The sequence below is a fragment of the Pseudomonas sp. FW300-N2A2 genome, from assembly GCF_017351735.1.
Taxonomy (GTDB): domain Bacteria; phylum Pseudomonadota; class Gammaproteobacteria; order Pseudomonadales; family Pseudomonadaceae; genus Aquipseudomonas; species Aquipseudomonas migulae.
In genome coordinates this window covers 12743-29824 of the sequence record NZ_JACNDU010000011.1, presented here as the reverse complement: position 1 = coordinate 29824, position 17082 = coordinate 12743, and the positions used below count along the sequence as shown (strand labels likewise).

The following is a 17082-nucleotide window of genomic DNA, read 5'->3' as shown; positions in this document are numbered from 1 at the left end:
ATAGCCCCCCTGTGGGAGCGAGCCTGCTCGCGATGGGGCCAGAGTAAACACCCAAATAACTCAGCCTGAAACCATCTCATCGATATGCCGATAATCCGTTTGCAGCTCCGCTGCCAACTGCCGCGCCCGCCCCAGCCGGATCGGTCCACGCTCGATGTCGATCAGCAGCCCCGGACACTCCAGCGCCGGCAACCCCGACCACTCCTTCAACCGGCCATCGGTCACCAGCAACAACCGTTGTTGCTCCGCCGGGAAGCGTTTTTGCCGGACCGCGAGCCACCGCCCCGCTTCGCCCAATGCCGCCAGCAACGGCGTACCGCCGCCCGCGCCAAGGCCATCGAGCCAGTGGCGCAACCCGCTGGAAGCTTTCAACCCTTGCACTTGCCACTTCGGCGCATGGCCGCTGGCGGTCAGCAACGCCAGGTGCGCACGCTGGCGATAAGCGTCGTCGAACAACTGCGCCAACAGCCCCTTGGCGTCGCTCAAGGCCTGATGGCGACGTGTCGAGGCCGAGGCGTCGACGATCACCAGCCACAGTTCATGGGGCGAACGGGTGCACAACTGAAACAGCACATCCTGGCGCTGGCGCGGGCGGCCGTTGAGCAAGGTGCCGGGCCAATTGATCGAGCCGCTGCGGGCGGCATGACGCTTACCCTGTTTGCCGTGGTCCAGCCGTCCGGCGCGGGGTCTGGCATTCGCCCCCGCGTCAGATCGAGGGCGAATGCCTAGGGCTTTTTTGGCCAGCTCGGCACTTCACGTCGAGCACCGACCGGCAGCGCCTGCGCCGGCATTTCGCCCCATTGGCCCTGACCTTCGCTCGGGCTGGATGGTTGCGGGGCGGGTTGCCGGGCCTGTTGCGGCGCTGGTGGCGACTGTTCGCGACGACGATGGCGCAAGGCGAACTCGGCAACGGCATCGATATCTTCCTCGGCAATGGCGCTCGCCCCCCGCCATGCCGCATGGGCACGGGCGGCACGCAGCCAGACCAGATCGGCGCGCAGCCCATCGACACCGGCGGCGAAACAGCGCTCGGTAATCTGTGCCAGCGCCTCATCGTCCAGGGGGATGCTCGCCAGTGTGCTGCGCGCTGTCTGGCAACGCTCACGCAAAGACTGCTGCTGGCTTTCCCACTCGGCGCAGAAGCGTTGCGGATCGCTGTCGAAATCCAGCCGCCGACGGATGATCTGCCCACGCTGGGCGGGTGCGGTATGACCGCTGAGGGCGACGTTCAGGCCAAAGCGGTCGAGCAGTTGCGGACGCAACTCGCCCTCTTCCGGATTCATGGTCCCGATCAACACGAACTTTGCCGAATGCCGATGGGAAATGCCGTCACGCTCGATCAGGTTGGTGCCGCTGGCGGCGACGTCGAGCAGCAAGTCCACCAGGTGATCGGGCAGCAGATTGACTTCATCGACGTAGAGCACGCCACCGTCAGCCTTGGCCAGTACGCCGGGAGAAAACTGCGCACGACCTTCGCTCAGGGCGGCATCAAGGTCGAGGGTGCCGACCAGGCGTTCTTCAGTGGCGCCCAGCGGCAAGGTGACGAACTGACCGCTGGCGAGCAGGTCCGCGAGGCCTCGGGCCAGGGTGGATTTGGCCATGCCGCGCGGGCCTTCGATCAGCACGCCGCCAATTTTCGGGTCGATGGCGGTGAGGTACAAAGCGAGTTTGAGATCGTCGGCGCCGACCACGGCGGAGAGCGGGAAATGCGGGGTGTCGGTCATTATCAAATCTCGGTCATGGTCGGTGAAATGCTTCTAACTGTGGGAGCGAGACCGGCTTGCCGGCGATAGCGGTGTGTCAGGCAAATCAATATTGACTGACCCAACGCTATCGCCGGCAAGCCGGTCTCACTCCTACAGGGGATCTACGGTGTGTCAGGTGTCTTCTTCTATGTCCAGCAGCAGGTTTTCCAGTGCTTCTTTATAGGCGCCCGGCTCTTGCCACATCCCGCGCTGCTGCGCTTCCAGCATCCGCTCCGTCATGTCGCGCAACGCATGGGGATTGTGCTCGCGCACAAAATCCCGGGTCGCCGGGTCCAGCAAATACGCATCGGCCAGCAACGCGTATTGGTGATCGTCGATCAACTGCGTCGTCGCGTCGAAGGCGAACAGGTTATCGACCGTCGCCGCCAGTTCAAACGCACCTTTGTAGCCGTGGCGCTTCACGCCGTCGATCCACTTCGGATTGGCCGCCCGCGAGCGGATCACCCGGTTCAGTTCTTCCTTCAACGTACGAATTTTCGGCAAGTCCGGTTGGCTGTGGTCGCCATGGTAACTAGCCGCCGCTGCACCGCTGAGGCTTTCCACGGCCGCGAGCATACCGCCCTGGAACTGGTAATAGTCATTGGAGTCGAGCAAATCATGCTCGCGGTTATCCTGATTTTGCAGCACGGCCTGAACCTGGCTCAGGCGCTGGGCGAACTGCTCGCGGGCCGCCGTGCCTTCGTCGGCACCGCCGTAAGCGTAGCCGCCCCAGTTGAGGTAAACCTCGGCCAGGTTCTCGCGGCTCTGCCATAAACGACCATCGATTGCCCCTTGCACGCCAGCGCCGTAAGCACCGGGTTTGGCGCCGAAAATGCGCCAACCGGCCTGCCGTCTGGCCGCTTCTTCATCAAGGCCCGATTGCAGCAACGCTTCGCGTTCGGCGCGGACCTTGGCCGCCAATGGATTGAGATCGTCCGGCTCATCCAGCGCAGCGACTGCCTGCACCGCCGCATCGAACAGGCGGATCAGATTGGCAAAGGCATCACGGAAGAACCCGGACACGCGCAAGGTCACGTCCACGCGTGGGCGGTCGAGCAGGCTCAGCGGCAGAATTTCGAAGTCATCGACCCGCTGACTGCCCGTCGCCCAGACCGGGCGCACGCCCATCAGCGCCATGGCTTGCGCGATGTCGTCGCCGCCGGTGCGCATGGTCGCGGTGCCCCAGACCGACAGGCCGAGCTGACGCAGGTGATCGCCGTGGTCCTGTAAGTGCCGCTCGAGAATCAGGTTCGCCGATTGGAAACCGATGCGCCACGCGGTGGTGGTCGGCAGGTTGCGCACGTCCACCGAATAGAAATTGCGCCCGGTCGGCAGCACGTCCAGCCGCCCGCGACTCGGCGCGCCGCTAGGGCCGGCGGGGACGAAACGACCGCTGAGGGCGTCGAGCAAGCCGCGCATTTCCGCCGGGCCGCAGGCGTCCAGGCGTGGTGCGACGACTTCGCGCAGGTTGTCGAGGATGGAGCTCACATCAGACCACCCCGGCCCCTGTAGGAGCGAGCCTGCTCGCGAATGCGGTGTGACAGGCAAATCAATGTCGACTGACACTCCGCTTTCGCGAGCAGGCTCGCTCCCACAGGGTTTGGGGGTGGCATTTAAAACTTGTGAAATCAGTTGAGCGGCGAACAGTTCGAGGCGTTCGCGAGTATCGCCGGCAGTTCGCCAGACTTCATCGTCGAGCGATTGCAGCTCAATCGGTCGCGGCCCAACCCAAGGCTCAGCCAACGCGCAATCCAGCGGATCAAAGCCCAACCCAAACGCCTTGGCCAACGCCCGCAACAAACTCGACTGCGCGCCACGGCCATCGCCCCGTGGAATCCGCAACAAAGCCAACAACGTGTCGATGCGCAGACGCCCGCTCGGCGACTCGCCAAAGATGTGCAAGCCATCGCGGATCTGCGACTCCTTCAGATCGCACAAATACGTGTCCAGACGCGGCAGCCAGATCGCTGCATCGGCGTCGCTGTCGAGCTTCTCGTCCAGTTGCAGCTCACGGTCGATGTGCGTGTCGCGCACCAGTTGCAGAATGTCGCGCTGCAATTCACGGGCGCGGCGCGGGTCAAGCAATTGCGCTTCGTAATACTCGTCGGCGAGCAGTTCGAGGTTACGCAGCGGGCCGTAGGTTTCGGCGCGGGTCAACGGCGGCATCAGGTGATCGATGATCACCGCTTGCGTGCGGCGCTTGGCTTGGGCGCCCTCGCCCGGATCGTTGACGATGAACGGATAGATGTTCGGCAGCGGCCCAAGCAGCGCATCCGGCCAGCAATGCTCGGACAGCCCGACACCTTTGCCCGGCAGCCATTCGAGGTTGCCGTGCTTGCCGACGTGGATCACGCCGTGGGCGCCGTAGGTGTTGCGCAACCAGAAATAGAACGCCAGATAACCGTGAGGCGGCACCAGGTCCGGGTCGTGATAGACCGCGCTCGGGTCCACCTGATAACCGCGCGCCGGTTGAATGCCGACGAAGGTCAGGCCGAAACGCAGGCCGGCGATCATCATTCGCCCGTCACGGAACATCGGATCGTTTTGCGCGGTGCCCCAACGTTCCAGCACTGCCTGGCGATTAGCCTCGGGCAAGGCGTTGAACATCAGGTTGTAATCATCCATCGCCAGGCTTTGCTGGCACGGGCGCTGATCGAGGGTGTCGAGATCGTTGCTGACGCCGCCGAGCAATTGCTGGATCAGTTCGGTGCCGCTGCCCGGCAGTTCGGCCGGCAGCGGGTAACCTTCTTGATGCAGCGCACGCAGGATATTCAGTGCAGCGGCCGGTGTGTCGAGGCCCACGCCGTTGCCGATGCGCCCGTCGCGGGTCGGGTAGTTGGCGAGGATCAGGGCAATGCGTTTTTCGCTGTTCGGCACCCGCGCCAGATCGATCCAGCGCCGCGCCAGTTCGGCGACAAAGTCCATGCGTTCCGGTTGTGCTCGATAGCACACCACGTCGGACTGACTGCGCTCACTGCGCCACGCCAGGTCCTTGAAGCTGATCGGGCGACTGATGATCCGCCCGTCCAGCTCCGGCAACGCGATGTGCATCGCCAGATCCCGGGGGCCGAGGCCCTGCTCGCTGGCACGCCAACCGGGTTCGTTGTCCTGGGCGCAGATGGCCTGGATCACCGGGATATTGCGTCGAAACGGTCGCAAGTGCGGCGCTTCGGGGCTGGATTGGGCGAAGCCGGTGGTGTTGAGAATCACCGAGGCTTCGACGTCATCCAGCCAGTCCTCGACCACCGAGAGGCAGCCGGGCTCTTTGAGACTGGCCACGGCAATCGGCAAGGGATTCAACCCCGCCGCTTGCAAACGCTGGCAGAAAACATCAATGAAAGCGGTGTTCGCCGCCTGCAAATGCGAACGGTAAAACAGCACCGCCGCCACCGGTTGATCGGCCTGCCAGTCGGCTAGCCAATCCTGCAGTGCGGCGGGACTTTTTTGTGGGTGGTAAATCGCTGTGCGCGGCAGGGTTTGCGGTTCGGCCCACGCGTAGTCGCGCTCCAGCCAACGAGTGGCGAGGCAGCGAAACAGATCGAGCGCGTTGGCCATGCCGCCCTGACGCAAGTAATGCCAAAGCCGGTCGCGGTCTTCGGCAACCACCGTGCTCAGGTCGCTGAGTTCCGGGTCCGGGCGATCATCGCCGGGCACCAGAATCAGCTGCACGCCGCGCTGGGAGAGCTCGACCAACCGCTCGACGCCGTAACGCCAATACGCAATGCCGCCGTGCAGCGAGATCAGAATCACCTTGGCGTGGCGCAGCACTTCGTCGACATACAAATCGACCGAGGCGTGGTTCTGCACCTGCATCGGGTTGGCCAGACGCACGCTCGGGTAATCGTCCGGCAACTGTTGCGCGGCTTCGGCGAGCAGCGCGAGGCTGGAATCGCCGCTGCACAGGATCACCAGCTCGGCAGGGGTTTGTCCAAGGTCGGCAATGTTGTCATCCGAGACGAAACCGCCGGGCTGGGTCCTGAGCAGGTGCATGGGTTAAACGCTGAGCGCGGCGCGCAGTTGCGCTTCGAGTTGCGCGGCGTCGAGCGCCTGGCCGATCAGCACCAGACGCGTGGTGCGCGCTTCGTCGGCGCCCCACTGACGGTCGAAATGCTTGTCGAAACGCGTGCCCACGCCCTGGATCAACAGGCGCATCGGCTTGTTCGGGATCGCCGCGAAACCCTTGACCCGCAGGATGCCGTGCTTGACCACCAATTGCGTCAGCGCGTCCATCAGCAGGCTTTCGTCGGCTTGTGGCAGTTCGATGGAAATGGAGTCGAACGCGTCGTGATCGTGGTCGTCATGGTCATCGCCGTCGTGGTGATGATCGTGGTGGCTATGACGGCTGTCGATGTGTTCTTCGGAACCGGCGCCGAGACCGATCAGCACGTCCAGTGGCAGGCGACCGCTGCTGGCTTCGATGACTTTGACGGCGGGCGGCAGTTCTTCGGCGACTTCCAGGCGTACGCGGGCCAGGTCTTCGGCGCTGATCAGGTCGGCCTTGTTGAGAATCACCAGGTCGGCGCTGGCCAGTTGGTCGGCGAACAGCTCGTGCAGCGGCGACTCGTGGTCCAGGTTCGGGTCGAGTTTGCGCTGGGCATCCACTTGGTCCGGGAACGCGGCGAACGTGCCGGCCGCCACGGCCGGGCTGTCGACCACGGTGATCACCGCATCAACGGTGCAGGCGCTGCGGATTTCCGGCCACTGGAAGGCCTGGACCAAAGGTTTTGGCAGGGCCAGGCCCGACGTTTCGATCAGGATGTGATCGAGGTCGCCGCGACGGGCCACCAGTTCGCGCATTACCGGGAAGAACTCTTCCTGGACGGTGCAGCACAGGCAGCCGTTGGCCAGTTCGTAGACGCGGCCGTTGGCTTCTTCTTCGGTGCAACCGATGGAGCACTGCTTGAGAATTTCGCCGTCGATGCCCAGCTCGCCGAACTCGTTGACGATCACCGCGATGCGGCGGCCCTGCGCGTTATCGAGCATGTGCCGCAGCAAGGTGGTTTTGCCCGAGCCGAGGAAGCCGGTAACGATGGTGACGGGGAGTTTGGCCAGTGTTTTCATCGGATGCCCTTTGGCAAGGTGGCGGGCATGCGGGACGACGACCGCAGCGACAGGCGCGCGGAAGAGTTCGCCACCGGATCACCCCGCCCGGTTGTAGTGAGAATTCGTGTCGAGGCAGGTCTCCTGGCTGACGGTGTGCCTGTCGCGAGACTGGCGTTGGCTGCGCCTTCCCGCGAACCCGTTGGACAGGTTTGCAGTGGCGTGGCAGCGAACATCACCGTTCACAGTTGCGGGGGCAGCCGCGGCATCGACCGCGTTCCCTTCTTAGCTCCGGCAAACGCCGAAGAACCTCGAATGCGCAAGGCTACGCATGGTGTGGGGGCGGGTCAATGTCTTGTGGTAGCCGCACGGGCCCCTTCGCGGGCAAGTCGGGTCGCCGCATCGCTCGCTCCTACAGAGAAATGCGATCCCCTGTAGGAGCGAGGCTTGCCCGCGAAGGGAGCGACTCGGTTTCGAGTTGAGAACCCTTGCCAATTGACGCCCAACCCCCGCCCATGCTCTCCTACACACCTTGTTACGGGTGCCCTTCACAGGGTGAAACGGGAAACCGGTGATTCATGTGCTTTACTCAAAGCCATGTCAGTCCGGTGCTGCCCCCGCAACGGTAAGCGAGCGAAGCGTCAGATCCACTGTGCCAGCAGTTCGGCATGGGAAGGTGACGCTTGCAGGTTTCGGCTGACGCCAAAGCCCCTCGTGAGCCCGGAGACCGGCCCGCAACACAAAGTGACGATTTACGTTCACTGAATAACAAACCCGCGGTGGGCGGGCGCTGTTTGAATCTCTGCGAGCCCGATTCGCAGGGGTCTTCCATGCGCTCTATTCACCCGCTGACAGACCAGAGGGAAGCGCCATGTCGATCATCAGCAGCACCGGCCACACATCCACCAGCACCACCACGACCACCCTGGCTCAACGCCTGACCGCCGCAGTCTGCGCGTCGATCCTTGGCGCGTGCCTGGTGTATTTCGCCGGTTTCTCGCACATCGAAGCGGTGCACAACGCTGCGCACGATACCCGTCACAGCTCCGCCTTCCCGTGCCATTGAGACCTGTCGACATGATCAAGCGTATTGCGCAAACCGCAGGTTTCACAGGGCTGCTGGCCGCCCTGTTGCTGACCCTGCTGCAAAGCTTCTGGGTCGCTCCGCTGATTCTGCAGGCCGAGACTTACGAAAAATCCGAGCCGGCCGCTGTTGAAGTTCATGAACACGCCGCCGGTGCCGCCGCTCACACCCACGATGCAGAAGCCTGGGAGCCGGAAGATGGCTGGCAGCGCGTGCTGTCGACAACTGGCGGCAACCTGGTAGTGGCTGTCGGTTTCGCCCTGATGCTCGCGGGCCTCTACACGCTGCGCTCGCCGACCAAAACCTCGCAGGGCTTGCTCTGGGGCCTGGCCGGTTACGCAACGTTTGTACTGGCGCCGACCCTCGGCCTGCCGCCGGAACTGCCGGGCACGGCAGCAGCTGACCTGGCACAACGGCAAATCTGGTGGATCGGCACTGCAGCGTCCACCGCCGTCGGCATCGCGCTGATCGCTTTCAGCCGCCACTGGCTGATGAAGATCCTGGGCGTTGCGATTCTCGCCGTCCCTCACGTGATCGGTGCACCACAACCGGAAGTGCACTCGATGCTCGCGCCGCAAGCCCTGGAAACGCAATTCAAAATCGCTTCGCAGCTGACCAACCTTGGATTCTGGCTGGCCCTGGGCCTGATCAGCGCCTGGTTGTTCCGCCGCAAAAGCGATGGTCAATACCACGCATGAGCGACACCAGCACAGCGCCGACGTTAGTGGTCGGCCTGGGCTGCCAGCGCGGCTGCCCCGTCAGCACGCTTCGGGCGTTACTCGATCAGGCATTACAGGCGCATCAAATCGGACTTCAGCAGATCACGGCGTTGGCCAGCATCGACCTGAAGCGCGACGAACCGGGCCTGATCGAGCTTGCCGCGCAACTCGAATTGCCGCTGACGTACTTCAGCAGTGAAGAATTGGCCGGTTATCAACCGCAACTCAGCCACCGTTCGGAAATCGCTTTTGAGCGCACCGGCTGCTACGGCGTAGCAGAAAGCGCCGCCCTCGCCCTTGCCGAACAACTGGCCCAGGCGCCGGCAAAACTGCTGATTTCCCGACAAAAATATGCCCAGGCGACCCTGGCATTGGCCTGCGCGGCGCAAAATCCCCGATAATCCTCGCCTTCGATCATGAGCAATCTTCATCTGAAGCCTTGCCCAGCCCCCTTTTTTGACAGGAAACGACGATGACCGTCTATTTCATTGGCGCAGGTCCCGGCGACCCGGAACTGATCACCGTCAAAGGGCAGCGGCTGATTCGCAGCTGCCCGGTAATCATCTACGCCGGCTCACTGGTGCCCGCCGCCGTGCTGGAAGGCCACAACGCCGAACAGGTGGTCAACAGCGCCGAACTGCACCTGGAACAGATCATCGAGCTGATCAAAACCGCCCATGCCAACGGCCAGGATGTGGCGCGGGTGCATTCCGGCGATCCGAGCCTGTATGGCGCGATTGGCGAGCAGATTCGTTACCTGCGCGAACTCGATATTGCGTTTGAAATCATTCCCGGTGTTACCGCGACGGCGGCGTGTGCAGCGCTGTTGGGTGCGGAGCTGACGTTGCCGGACGTGTCACAGAGCGTGATCCTGACTCGCTACGCCGACAAGACCGCGATGCCGGCCGGTGAAGAGCTGGGCAGCCTGGCGCAGCATGGGGCGACCATGGCCATTCATTTGGGGGTGAATCACCTGGAGAAAATCCTGGTTGAATTGCTGCCGCATTACGGCGCGGACTGCCCGATTGCGGTGATTCACCGGGCGACCTGGCCGGATCAGGATTGGGTGGTGGGGACGATTGCGGATATTGCCGGAAAGGTTGAGGCGAAGGGGTTTCGGCGCACGGCGTTGATTCTGGTGGGTCGGGTGTTGGGCAGTGATCAGTTCAGTGAGTCGTCGCTGTATCGTGCCGGGCATGCACATTTGTATCGGCCATAGGGCCCCATCGCGAGCAGGCTCGCTCCCACATTAGATCTGTGGTGGACACAGTGTTTGGGGCTGGTCACGATCCCCAGTGGGAGCGAGCCTGCTCGCGATGGGGCCAATGAATTTCACCCATAAAAAAACGGCGCTCACGGGGCGCCGTTTTTCATGTCGCAGCGAACACCTTAGTAGTAGGCGTTTTCTTTCTGCGTGTGGTCAGTCACGTCACGAACACCCTTGAGCTCGGGAATGCGCTCGAGCAAGGTGCGCTCGATGCCTTCACGCAGGGTGACGTCTGCCTGGCCGCAGCCCTGGCAACCGCCGCCAAACTTCAACACGGCGATGCCGTCATCGACCACATCGATCAGGCTGACCTGACCGCCGTGGCTCGCGAGCCCCGGGTTGATCTCGGTTTGCAGGTAGTAGTTGATGCGCTCGTTGATCGGGCTGTCGGCGTTGACCATCGGGACTTTGGCGTTTGGCGCCTTGATGGTCAGTTGGCCGCCCATGCGGTCGGTGGCGTAGTCGACAACCGCATCGTCCAGGAAAGCTTCGCTGAACGAGTCGATGTAAGCAGTGAAGCTTTTCAGCCCCAGCGCAGTGTCTTCGGGTTTTTCTTCGCCCGGCTTGCAATAAGCAATGCAGGTTTCGGCGTACTGGGTGCCAGGCTGGGTGATGAAGACGCGGATGCCGATGCCCGGGGTGTTCTGCTTGGAGAGCAGATCAGCCAGGTAATCGTGGGCGGCGTCGGTAATGGTAATAGCGGTCATGGAAACTCCTCGCAGGCTTGGGCGCAGTTTACGCCAATCATCGCGCCGCACAAAGTCCTAGTATTTTTGTCGGGAAAGATTACGACAATACCCCCTTCCTAATGTAGGAGCGAAGCTTGCTCGCGAAGGTGTGTCAGGCGACATGTATGTAGCTGATACACCTTCGCGAGCAAGCTTCGCTCCTACGTTAGTTAGGGGGATTCAAAGATTTTCGTAGCGGTTCATGTCCAGCACGCCCTCTTCCACCGGGTCGGTTTCGTGGACGTACCGGCTCAGGTCATGGAAGTAGAACCAGAATTGCGGATGACTGCGGCGAATCCCCCAGCGTTCGACGATTTTCTCGAAGCGATTGGCATCCTTGGCGTTTTCCATCGCCTCGACAAAGGCTGGCACTTGATCGGCGGGAATGTTGAACATGAAGTTCGGATAGCTGCTGAGCACTCCCGGAAAAATGGTCAGCGTGTCGAGCCCCGGCTGATAACGCAGCGACTCACCGAGCAGGAATGCGACGTTGCTGTGCGCGCGGTTGCGCAACAGGCTGTAAACCTCGCGTTTGCCGCTCGCGGCTTCGATACGCAACATCGTCGCTTCCGGCAGTTGATCAATGACCTTCAGCCCGGCGGCGGGCCGTGAGGTCAGGCGACTCAAGGCCTGCTCGGCGCTCTGCAAATCCGGGTCGATGTTCGGCCGCGAGCAATAGGCCCCGTCGCAGCGGTTGATCGGATCGGGCTTGGCATTGAGCTCGCCGTAACGGGCCAGCAGCTGCATGGAGAAGTCGCGTTTCGGGTCTTTTTCGTCGAGGTTCAGTGCCGTCGGCTTGTCGTTGTCGATGGCCTCGTAATCCAGCCACATCTTGAATTTACCGCTGCTCTGGTACCAGTCGTCGAGATAGTCGTCGCGTGAATCGGCGGGCATCAGGCGCAGGAAGTTCTGCTCGGCGCCATTACGGATCAGGTCGAAATACAGGCGCGTCTGCGCTTGATGGGAAACGTTGCCGTACACGTCGAAGTTGACCGCCAACTGATAATACGTGCGCTCCAGCAACGGAAAATCGAACAGCCACATCGTTTGCGGCACATCGCCGATCAGGCCCTTGTTCACCGAAGCGCTGTCGAAATGCCGGAAGATGGTCAGCAAAGCATTGTCGTTGCCGGCCCACAAAGTCGACCAGCTCGGCGCGGGCGCGTCAGCGTAGTTGTCGCGGCGCAGCACTTCATACTCGTTACGTTTGTCACGGTAGTCATGCCACAGGCTCAGCACGCTGCCGACATCGTCGTTCTGCCCCGGCATGGCCAGCAACGGCGTGGCCTGGCCGCGGTAGATCGGGTCGATGATGTAGAGATCATGTTCCGGCGCCTGGAACAGCGCCCAGAAGTTATCGCGAATCACATCCGTGGCGATCTGCCCACGGCACACCGGCCCGCGGATAAACGTGCGCACGAAATATTCGGCGTTATCGAGCATGAACTGATAGCGCGCCTGCGCCGGAATAGCCTCGAACGTGGCAAACGGATTGGCCCGGCGTTCCGGACCGTACCCCGGCAAGGCATTGGCCTGCCAGTTGCCGTTGTAAAACAGGCTTTTGACCCGCGCCATCTTCGCCGCGCTCAGCGGGTAGGTGATGTGGGTCTTCTGCACGATCACGCCCTGCACCGGCCACAACCGGTAATACACCTGCGTGCCCGGATCGTCATTCGGGCGGCGGGTGTTGATCAGGTCAATCGGCTGGCCGGTCGGCGTGCGCGAACGCACCCACTGGAAGAAATGCCCCGGCTCACCGTCCTTGAAGTAAATGTGGGCAAGGAACCAGTGCTCGAACAACCAGCGCCCCACCAGACTCTGCCGGGCGCCCGGCGAGTTGAGCAGGTTTTCCCACTGCACCACTTGCAAGGCTTCTTTCGCCGAAGGCACCAGGCCTTGTTCATCGATCGGCGCACCCGAGGCCAGCCAGCGTTGCAGCGTCTGGTACTGCTGATCGGTCAGGCCGGTGACCGCCAGCGGCATGCCTTCCTTCGGATGAGCGCCCGCGTAACCGTCGAACTCGGCCGGCATCGCGCACATGTTTTCACGATTGAGGCCCAGTACGATGTCTTCCGGCAATTTGGCGTTAGGCGTCAAAGGCGTTTTGTGACCCAGTTCCAGCATCCGCGCCATCAACGCGGCCTGGCTGCCCTGGGCGTCAAGTACGGGGTAGAAGCCTTTTTGCTGCCAGGCGTGCTTGCCGAAGGCGTCATAAAACAACCGGGTCGGCGCGGCCGCCTGGCTGCGGTCGCCGTCGTAAACCGGGACTTTCGACGCACCGCGCGCCGCGCCTTCGCCGCTGCCCAGGTTGAGCTGACAGGCGGCGTCATTGCAGGCATGGCAGGCCACGCACTTTTCGGTGAAGATCGGTTGGATGTCGCGGGTGTAGGAAATGGCAGCGGAAGGCGCCAGGCCCTGCGCCACGGCGCCCCAGCTTAAAAACAGCAGTACGCTGCTGATGACGACGCGATACGACATGTCCCTGTTCCCGATCCTTGAAAAAACGCAGCGATTCTACCGGGACAGCGCGCCGACCAACATGAGCGATATTCATGCAATTCCCCGACATGCTCTAAAACCGCACAGGTTTGCTATGATTCCGCCCCTTCGTCATGGTCTTTCCGAGTAGTCCCAATGTCCGATCGCAGTGTTCGCCTTCAAGCCCTCAAGCACGCCCTCAAAGAGCGCATTCTGATTCTCGATGGCGGCATGGGCACGATGATCCAGAGCTACAAGCTCGAAGAACAGGATTACCGTGGCAAACGCTTTGCCGACTGGCCAAGCGATGTCAAAGGCAACAACGACCTGTTGGTGCTGACGCGCCCGGACGTGATCGGTGGCATCGAAAAAGCCTACCTGGATGCCGGCGCTGACATTCTGGAAACCAATACCTTCAACGCCACGCGGATTTCCATGGCCGACTACGGCATGGAAGAACTGGCCTACGAACTGAACGTAGAAGGCGCTCGCCTGGCCCGCAAGATCGCCGATGCGAAAACCCTCGAGAACCCGGACAAGCCGCGCTTCGTCGCCGGCGTGCTCGGTCCGACCAGCCGCACCTGCTCGCTGTCCCCGGACGTGAACAACCCCGGCTATCGCAACGTGACCTTCGATGAACTGGTGGAAAACTACACCGAGGCCACCAAAGGCCTGATCGAAGGCGGCGCCGACCTGATCCTGATCGAAACCATTTTCGACACCCTGAACGCCAAAGCCGCGATCTTCGCCGTGCAAGGGGTGTTCGAAGAGTCGGGCATCGAGCTGCCGATCATGATTTCCGGCACCATCACCGACGCCTCCGGCCGTACCCTGTCGGGCCAGACCACCGAAGCGTTCTGGAACTCCGTGGCCCACGCCAAACCGATTTCGGTCGGCCTGAACTGCGCCCTCGGCGCCAGCGAACTGCGCCCGTACCTGGAAGAGCTGTCGAACAAGGCCGGCACCCACGTTTCGGCGCACCCGAACGCCGGCCTGCCGAACGAATTCGGCGAGTACGACGAACTGCCGTCGCAAACCGCCAAGGTCATCGAAGAGTTCGCCCAAAGCGGCTTCCTCAACATCGTCGGTGGTTGCTGCGGCACCACGCCGGGCCATATCGAAGCCATCGCCAAAGCCGTGGCCGGTTATGCACCGCGTGAAATCCCGGACATTCCCAAGGCTTGCCGCCTCTCGGGCCTGGAGCCGTTCACCATCGATCGCAGCTCGTTGTTCGTCAACGTCGGCGAGCGCACCAACATCACCGGCTCGGCCAAATTCGCCCGCCTGATCCGTGAAGACAACTACACCGAAGCCCTGGAAGTCGCCCTGCAGCAGGTCGAAGCCGGCGCCCAGGTGATCGACATCAACATGGACGAAGGGATGCTCGATTCGAAGAAGGCCATGGTGACCTTCCTCAATCTGATTGCCGGCGAACCGGACATCTCCCGCGTACCGATCATGATCGACTCCTCGAAGTGGGAAGTGATCGAAGCCGGCCTGAAATGCATCCAGGGCAAGGGCATCGTCAACTCGATCAGCATGAAAGAAGGCGTCGAGCAGTTCATCCATCACGCCAAGCTGTGCAAGCGCTATGGCGCTGCAGTCGTCGTGATGGCCTTCGACGAAGCCGGCCAGGCCGACACCGAAGCGCGCAAGAAAGAAATCTGCAAACGCTCCTACGACATTCTGGTCAACGAAGTCGGCTTCCCGCCGGAAGACATCATCTTCGACCCGAACATCTTTGCCGTGGCCACCGGTATTGAAGAACACAACAACTACGCTGTGGACTTCATCAACGCCTGTGCCTACATCCGCGACGAACTGCCGTACGCGCTGACCTCGGGCGGCGTGTCGAACGTGTCGTTCTCGTTCCGTGGCAACAACCCGGTGCGTGAGGCGATTCACTCGGTGTTCCTGCTGTACGCGATCCGCAACGGCCTGACCATGGGTATCGTCAACGCCGGCCAACTGGAGATCTACGACCAGATCCCGGTGGAATTGCGCGACGCCGTCGAAGACGTGATCCTCAACCGCACCCCGGAAGGCACCGACGCCCTCCTCGCCATCGCCGACAAGTACAAGGGCGACGGCAGCGTCAAGGAAGCCGAGACCGAAGAGTGGCGCGGCTGGGAGGTCAACAAACGTCTTGAGCACGCACTGGTCAAAGGCATCACCACGCACATCGTCGAAGACACCGAAGAATCGCGCCAATCGTTCGCCCGCCCGATCGAAGTGATCGAAGGCCCGCTGATGTCCGGCATGAACATCGTCGGCGACCTGTTCGGCGCCGGTAAAATGTTCCTGCCGCAGGTGGTGAAATCCGCTCGCGTAATGAAGCAGGCCGTGGCCCACTTGATCCCGTTCATCGAACTGGAAAAAGGTGACAAGCCGGAAGCCAAGGGCAAGATCCTGATGGCAACGGTGAAAGGCGACGTGCACGACATCGGCAAGAACATTGTCGGCGTGGTACTCGGCTGCAACGGCTACGACATCGTCGACCTCGGCGTGATGGTGCCGGCCGAGAAGATCCTGCAAGTGGCCAAGGAGCAGAAGTGCGACATCATCGGCCTGTCCGGCCTGATCACGCCGTCGCTGGATGAAATGGTCCACGTCGCCCGCGAAATGCAGCGCCAGGACTTCCACCTGCCGTTGATGATCGGCGGCGCGACCACCTCCAAGGCACACACGGCGGTGAAGATCGAGCCCAAGTACAGCAACGACGCGGTGATCTACGTGACCGACGCCTCCCGCGCCGTGGGCGTGGCGACGCAGTTGCTGTCCAAGGAATTGAAAGCAGGCTTCGTCGAGAAGACCCGCCTGGAATACATCGACGTTCGCGAACGCACCGCCAACCGCAGCGCGCGCACCGAACGCCTGAGCTACCCGGCGGCCATCGCCAAGAAGCCGCAGTTCGACTGGAGCACCTACGCGCCGGTCAAACCGACGTTCACCGGCTCCAAAGTGCTGGACAACATCGACCTCAAAGTCCTGGCCGAATACATCGACTGGACGCCGTTCTTCATCTCCTGGGACTTGGCCGGCAAGTTCCCGCGCATCCTCACGGATGAAGTGGTCGGTGAAGCCGCCACCGCGCTGTACGCCGATGCCCAGGAAATGCTCGCCAAACTGATCGACGAAAAACTGATCAGCGCCCGCGCAGTGTTCGGCTTCTGGCCAGCCAACCAGGTGCGTGACGACGACATCGAAGTCTACGGCGATGACGGCAAGCCATTGGCCAAGCTGCATCACCTGCGTCAGCAGATCATCAAGACCGACGGCAAGCCGAACTTCTCCCTGGCCGACTTCGTTGCACCGAAGGACAGCGAAATCACTGACTACGTGGGTGGCTTCATCACCACCGCCGGCATCGGTGCCGAAGAAGTGGCCAAGGCGTATCAGGACGCCGGCGACGATTACAACTCGATCATGGTCAAGGCCCTGGCCGACCGTCTGGCCGAGGCCTGCGCCGAATGGCTGCACCAGCAGGTTCGTAAGGATTACTGGGGTTATGCCAAGGACGAGACGCTGGACAACGAGGCGCTGATCAAAGAGCAATACACCGGCATCCGCCCTGCTCCGGGCTACCCGGCGTGCCCCGATCACACCGAGAAGGCCGCGCTGTTTGCCCTGCTCGACCCCGAGGCCGCCGAAATGCGTGCCGGCCGCAGCGGCGTGTTCCTCACCGAACACTACGCGATGTTCCCGGCGGCGGCGGTCAGCGGCTGGTACTTCGCTCACCCGCAGGCGCAGTACTTCGCGGTAGGCAAGATCGACAAGGATCAGGTGCAGAGCTACACCTCGCGTAAAGGTCAGGAGTTGAGCGTGACCGAACGCTGGTTGGCGCCGAACCTGGGTTACGACAACTAAGCCCAAGGACACCCCCCCACCTGTAGGAGCTGGCTTGCCAGCGATGACGGCCTTGAATTCAACACAAATCCAAAGGGCCTCATCGCCGGCAAGCCGGCTCCTACAGAATTGTGTTCGGCTCCGGGTTTAGGCCTCGGGATTGTCTATGCTTACC

11 protein-coding genes and 2 riboswitches are annotated in these 17082 nt (G+C 62.1%); of the genes, 5 read left to right on the top strand and 6 right to left on the bottom strand.

The window, feature by feature from the left end:
* Nucleotides 1–60: 60 nt before the first annotated feature.
* The 4 genes from J4E42_RS15940 to cobW all read right to left on the bottom strand — a co-directional run bounded on the left by J4E42_RS15940 (nt 61) and on the right by cobW (nt 6806).
* Nucleotides 61–672 carry a VWA domain-containing protein gene (locus tag J4E42_RS15940; protein WP_207285675.1) on the bottom strand — a complete coding sequence of 204 codons (612 nt, stop codon included), beginning with the start codon at nt 670–672 and terminating at the stop codon, nt 61–63.
* A gap of 53 nt (nt 673–725) precedes the next feature.
* Nucleotides 726–1724 (bottom strand): ATP-binding protein, encoded by a 999-nt coding sequence (locus J4E42_RS15935; RefSeq protein WP_207285615.1) that lies wholly within the window; start codon nt 1722–1724, stop codon nt 726–728.
* Nucleotides 1725–1877: 153 nt separating this feature from the next.
* Nucleotides 1878–5735 carry a cobaltochelatase subunit CobN gene (gene cobN, locus J4E42_RS15930; protein ID WP_207285614.1) on the bottom strand — a complete coding sequence of 1286 codons (3858 nt, stop codon included), beginning with the start codon at nt 5733–5735 and terminating at the stop codon, nt 1878–1880.
* A 3-nt stretch (nt 5736–5738) separates the two neighbouring features.
* Nucleotides 5739–6806: a cobalamin biosynthesis protein CobW gene (gene cobW, locus J4E42_RS15925; protein WP_008035722.1), complete on the bottom strand. Its 1068-nt coding sequence runs from the start codon at nt 6804–6806 to the stop codon at nt 5739–5741.
* 95 nt (nt 6807–6901) lie between these two features.
* Nucleotides 6902–7114, bottom strand: a riboswitch (cobalamin riboswitch).
* 193 nt (nt 7115–7307) lie between these two features.
* Nucleotides 7308–7536, top strand: a riboswitch (cobalamin riboswitch).
* Between the two features lie 120 nt (nt 7537–7656).
* Between cobW and J4E42_RS15920 the strand changes: the two genes are divergently transcribed.
* From J4E42_RS15920 to cobM, 4 genes are all read left to right on the top strand, one after another.
* The gene (locus J4E42_RS15920) at nt 7657–7851 is read left to right on the top strand and encodes a CbtB-domain containing protein (RefSeq protein ID WP_008040066.1); all 195 of its coding nucleotides are present in this window, start codon (nt 7657–7659) and stop codon (nt 7849–7851) included.
* Between the two features lie 11 nt (nt 7852–7862).
* Nucleotides 7863–8567: a CbtA family protein gene (locus tag J4E42_RS15915; RefSeq protein WP_008040067.1), complete on the top strand. Its 705-nt coding sequence runs from the start codon at nt 7863–7865 to the stop codon at nt 8565–8567.
* Nucleotides 8564–8989 (top strand): cobalamin biosynthesis protein, encoded by a 426-nt coding sequence (locus J4E42_RS15910; RefSeq protein WP_192227416.1) that lies wholly within the window; start codon nt 8564–8566, stop codon nt 8987–8989. Before J4E42_RS15915 ends, J4E42_RS15910 begins: the two co-directional genes overlap by 4 nt.
* 71 nt (nt 8990–9060) lie before the next feature.
* Nucleotides 9061–9807 carry a precorrin-4 C(11)-methyltransferase gene (gene cobM, locus J4E42_RS15905; RefSeq protein ID WP_207285613.1) on the top strand — a complete coding sequence of 249 codons (747 nt, stop codon included), beginning with the start codon at nt 9061–9063 and terminating at the stop codon, nt 9805–9807.
* 170 nt (nt 9808–9977) lie between these two features.
* Here the strand turns inward: cobM and nfuA are convergent, their stop codons facing one another.
* Nucleotides 9978–10562, bottom strand: coding sequence for a Fe-S biogenesis protein NfuA (gene nfuA, locus J4E42_RS15900; RefSeq protein ID WP_008035804.1), 585 nt, complete (start codon nt 10560–10562; stop codon nt 9978–9980).
* Nucleotides 10563–10763: 201 nt separating this feature from the next.
* Nucleotides 10764–13061, bottom strand: coding sequence for a fatty acid cis/trans isomerase (locus J4E42_RS15895; protein ID WP_192227414.1), 2298 nt, complete (start codon nt 13059–13061; stop codon nt 10764–10766).
* A gap of 156 nt (nt 13062–13217) precedes the next feature.
* Here J4E42_RS15895 and metH point away from each other — a divergent pair, with 156 nt between their 5' ends.
* Nucleotides 13218–16928 (top strand): methionine synthase, encoded by a 3711-nt coding sequence (metH, locus tag J4E42_RS15890; protein ID WP_207285612.1) that lies wholly within the window; start codon nt 13218–13220, stop codon nt 16926–16928.
* Nucleotides 16929–17082: the final 154 nt, after the last annotated feature.

Coding starts and splice junctions, on each gene's coding strand:
- J4E42_RS15920 (WP_008040066.1), top strand. CDS start 7,657: ATGTCGATCATCAGCAGCACCGGCCACACATCCACCAGCACCACCACG.
- metH (WP_207285612.1), top strand. CDS start 13,218: ATGTCCGATCGCAGTGTTCGCCTTCAAGCCCTCAAGCACGCCCTCAAA.
- J4E42_RS15895 (WP_192227414.1), bottom strand. CDS start 13,061: ATGTCGTATCGCGTCGTCATCAGCAGCGTACTGCTGTTTTTAAGCTGG.
- cobW (WP_008035722.1), bottom strand. CDS start 6,806: ATGAAAACACTGGCCAAACTCCCCGTCACCATCGTTACCGGCTTCCTC.
- J4E42_RS15910 (WP_192227416.1), top strand. CDS start 8,564: ATGAGCGACACCAGCACAGCGCCGACGTTAGTGGTCGGCCTGGGCTGC.
- cobM (WP_207285613.1), top strand. CDS start 9,061: ATGACCGTCTATTTCATTGGCGCAGGTCCCGGCGACCCGGAACTGATC.
- J4E42_RS15935 (WP_207285615.1), bottom strand. CDS start 1,724: ATGACCGACACCCCGCATTTCCCGCTCTCCGCCGTGGTCGGCGCCGAC.
- J4E42_RS15915 (WP_008040067.1), top strand. CDS start 7,863: ATGATCAAGCGTATTGCGCAAACCGCAGGTTTCACAGGGCTGCTGGCC.
- cobN (WP_207285614.1), bottom strand. CDS start 5,735: ATGCACCTGCTCAGGACCCAGCCCGGCGGTTTCGTCTCGGATGACAAC.
- nfuA (WP_008035804.1), bottom strand. CDS start 10,562: ATGACCGCTATTACCATTACCGACGCCGCCCACGATTACCTGGCTGAT.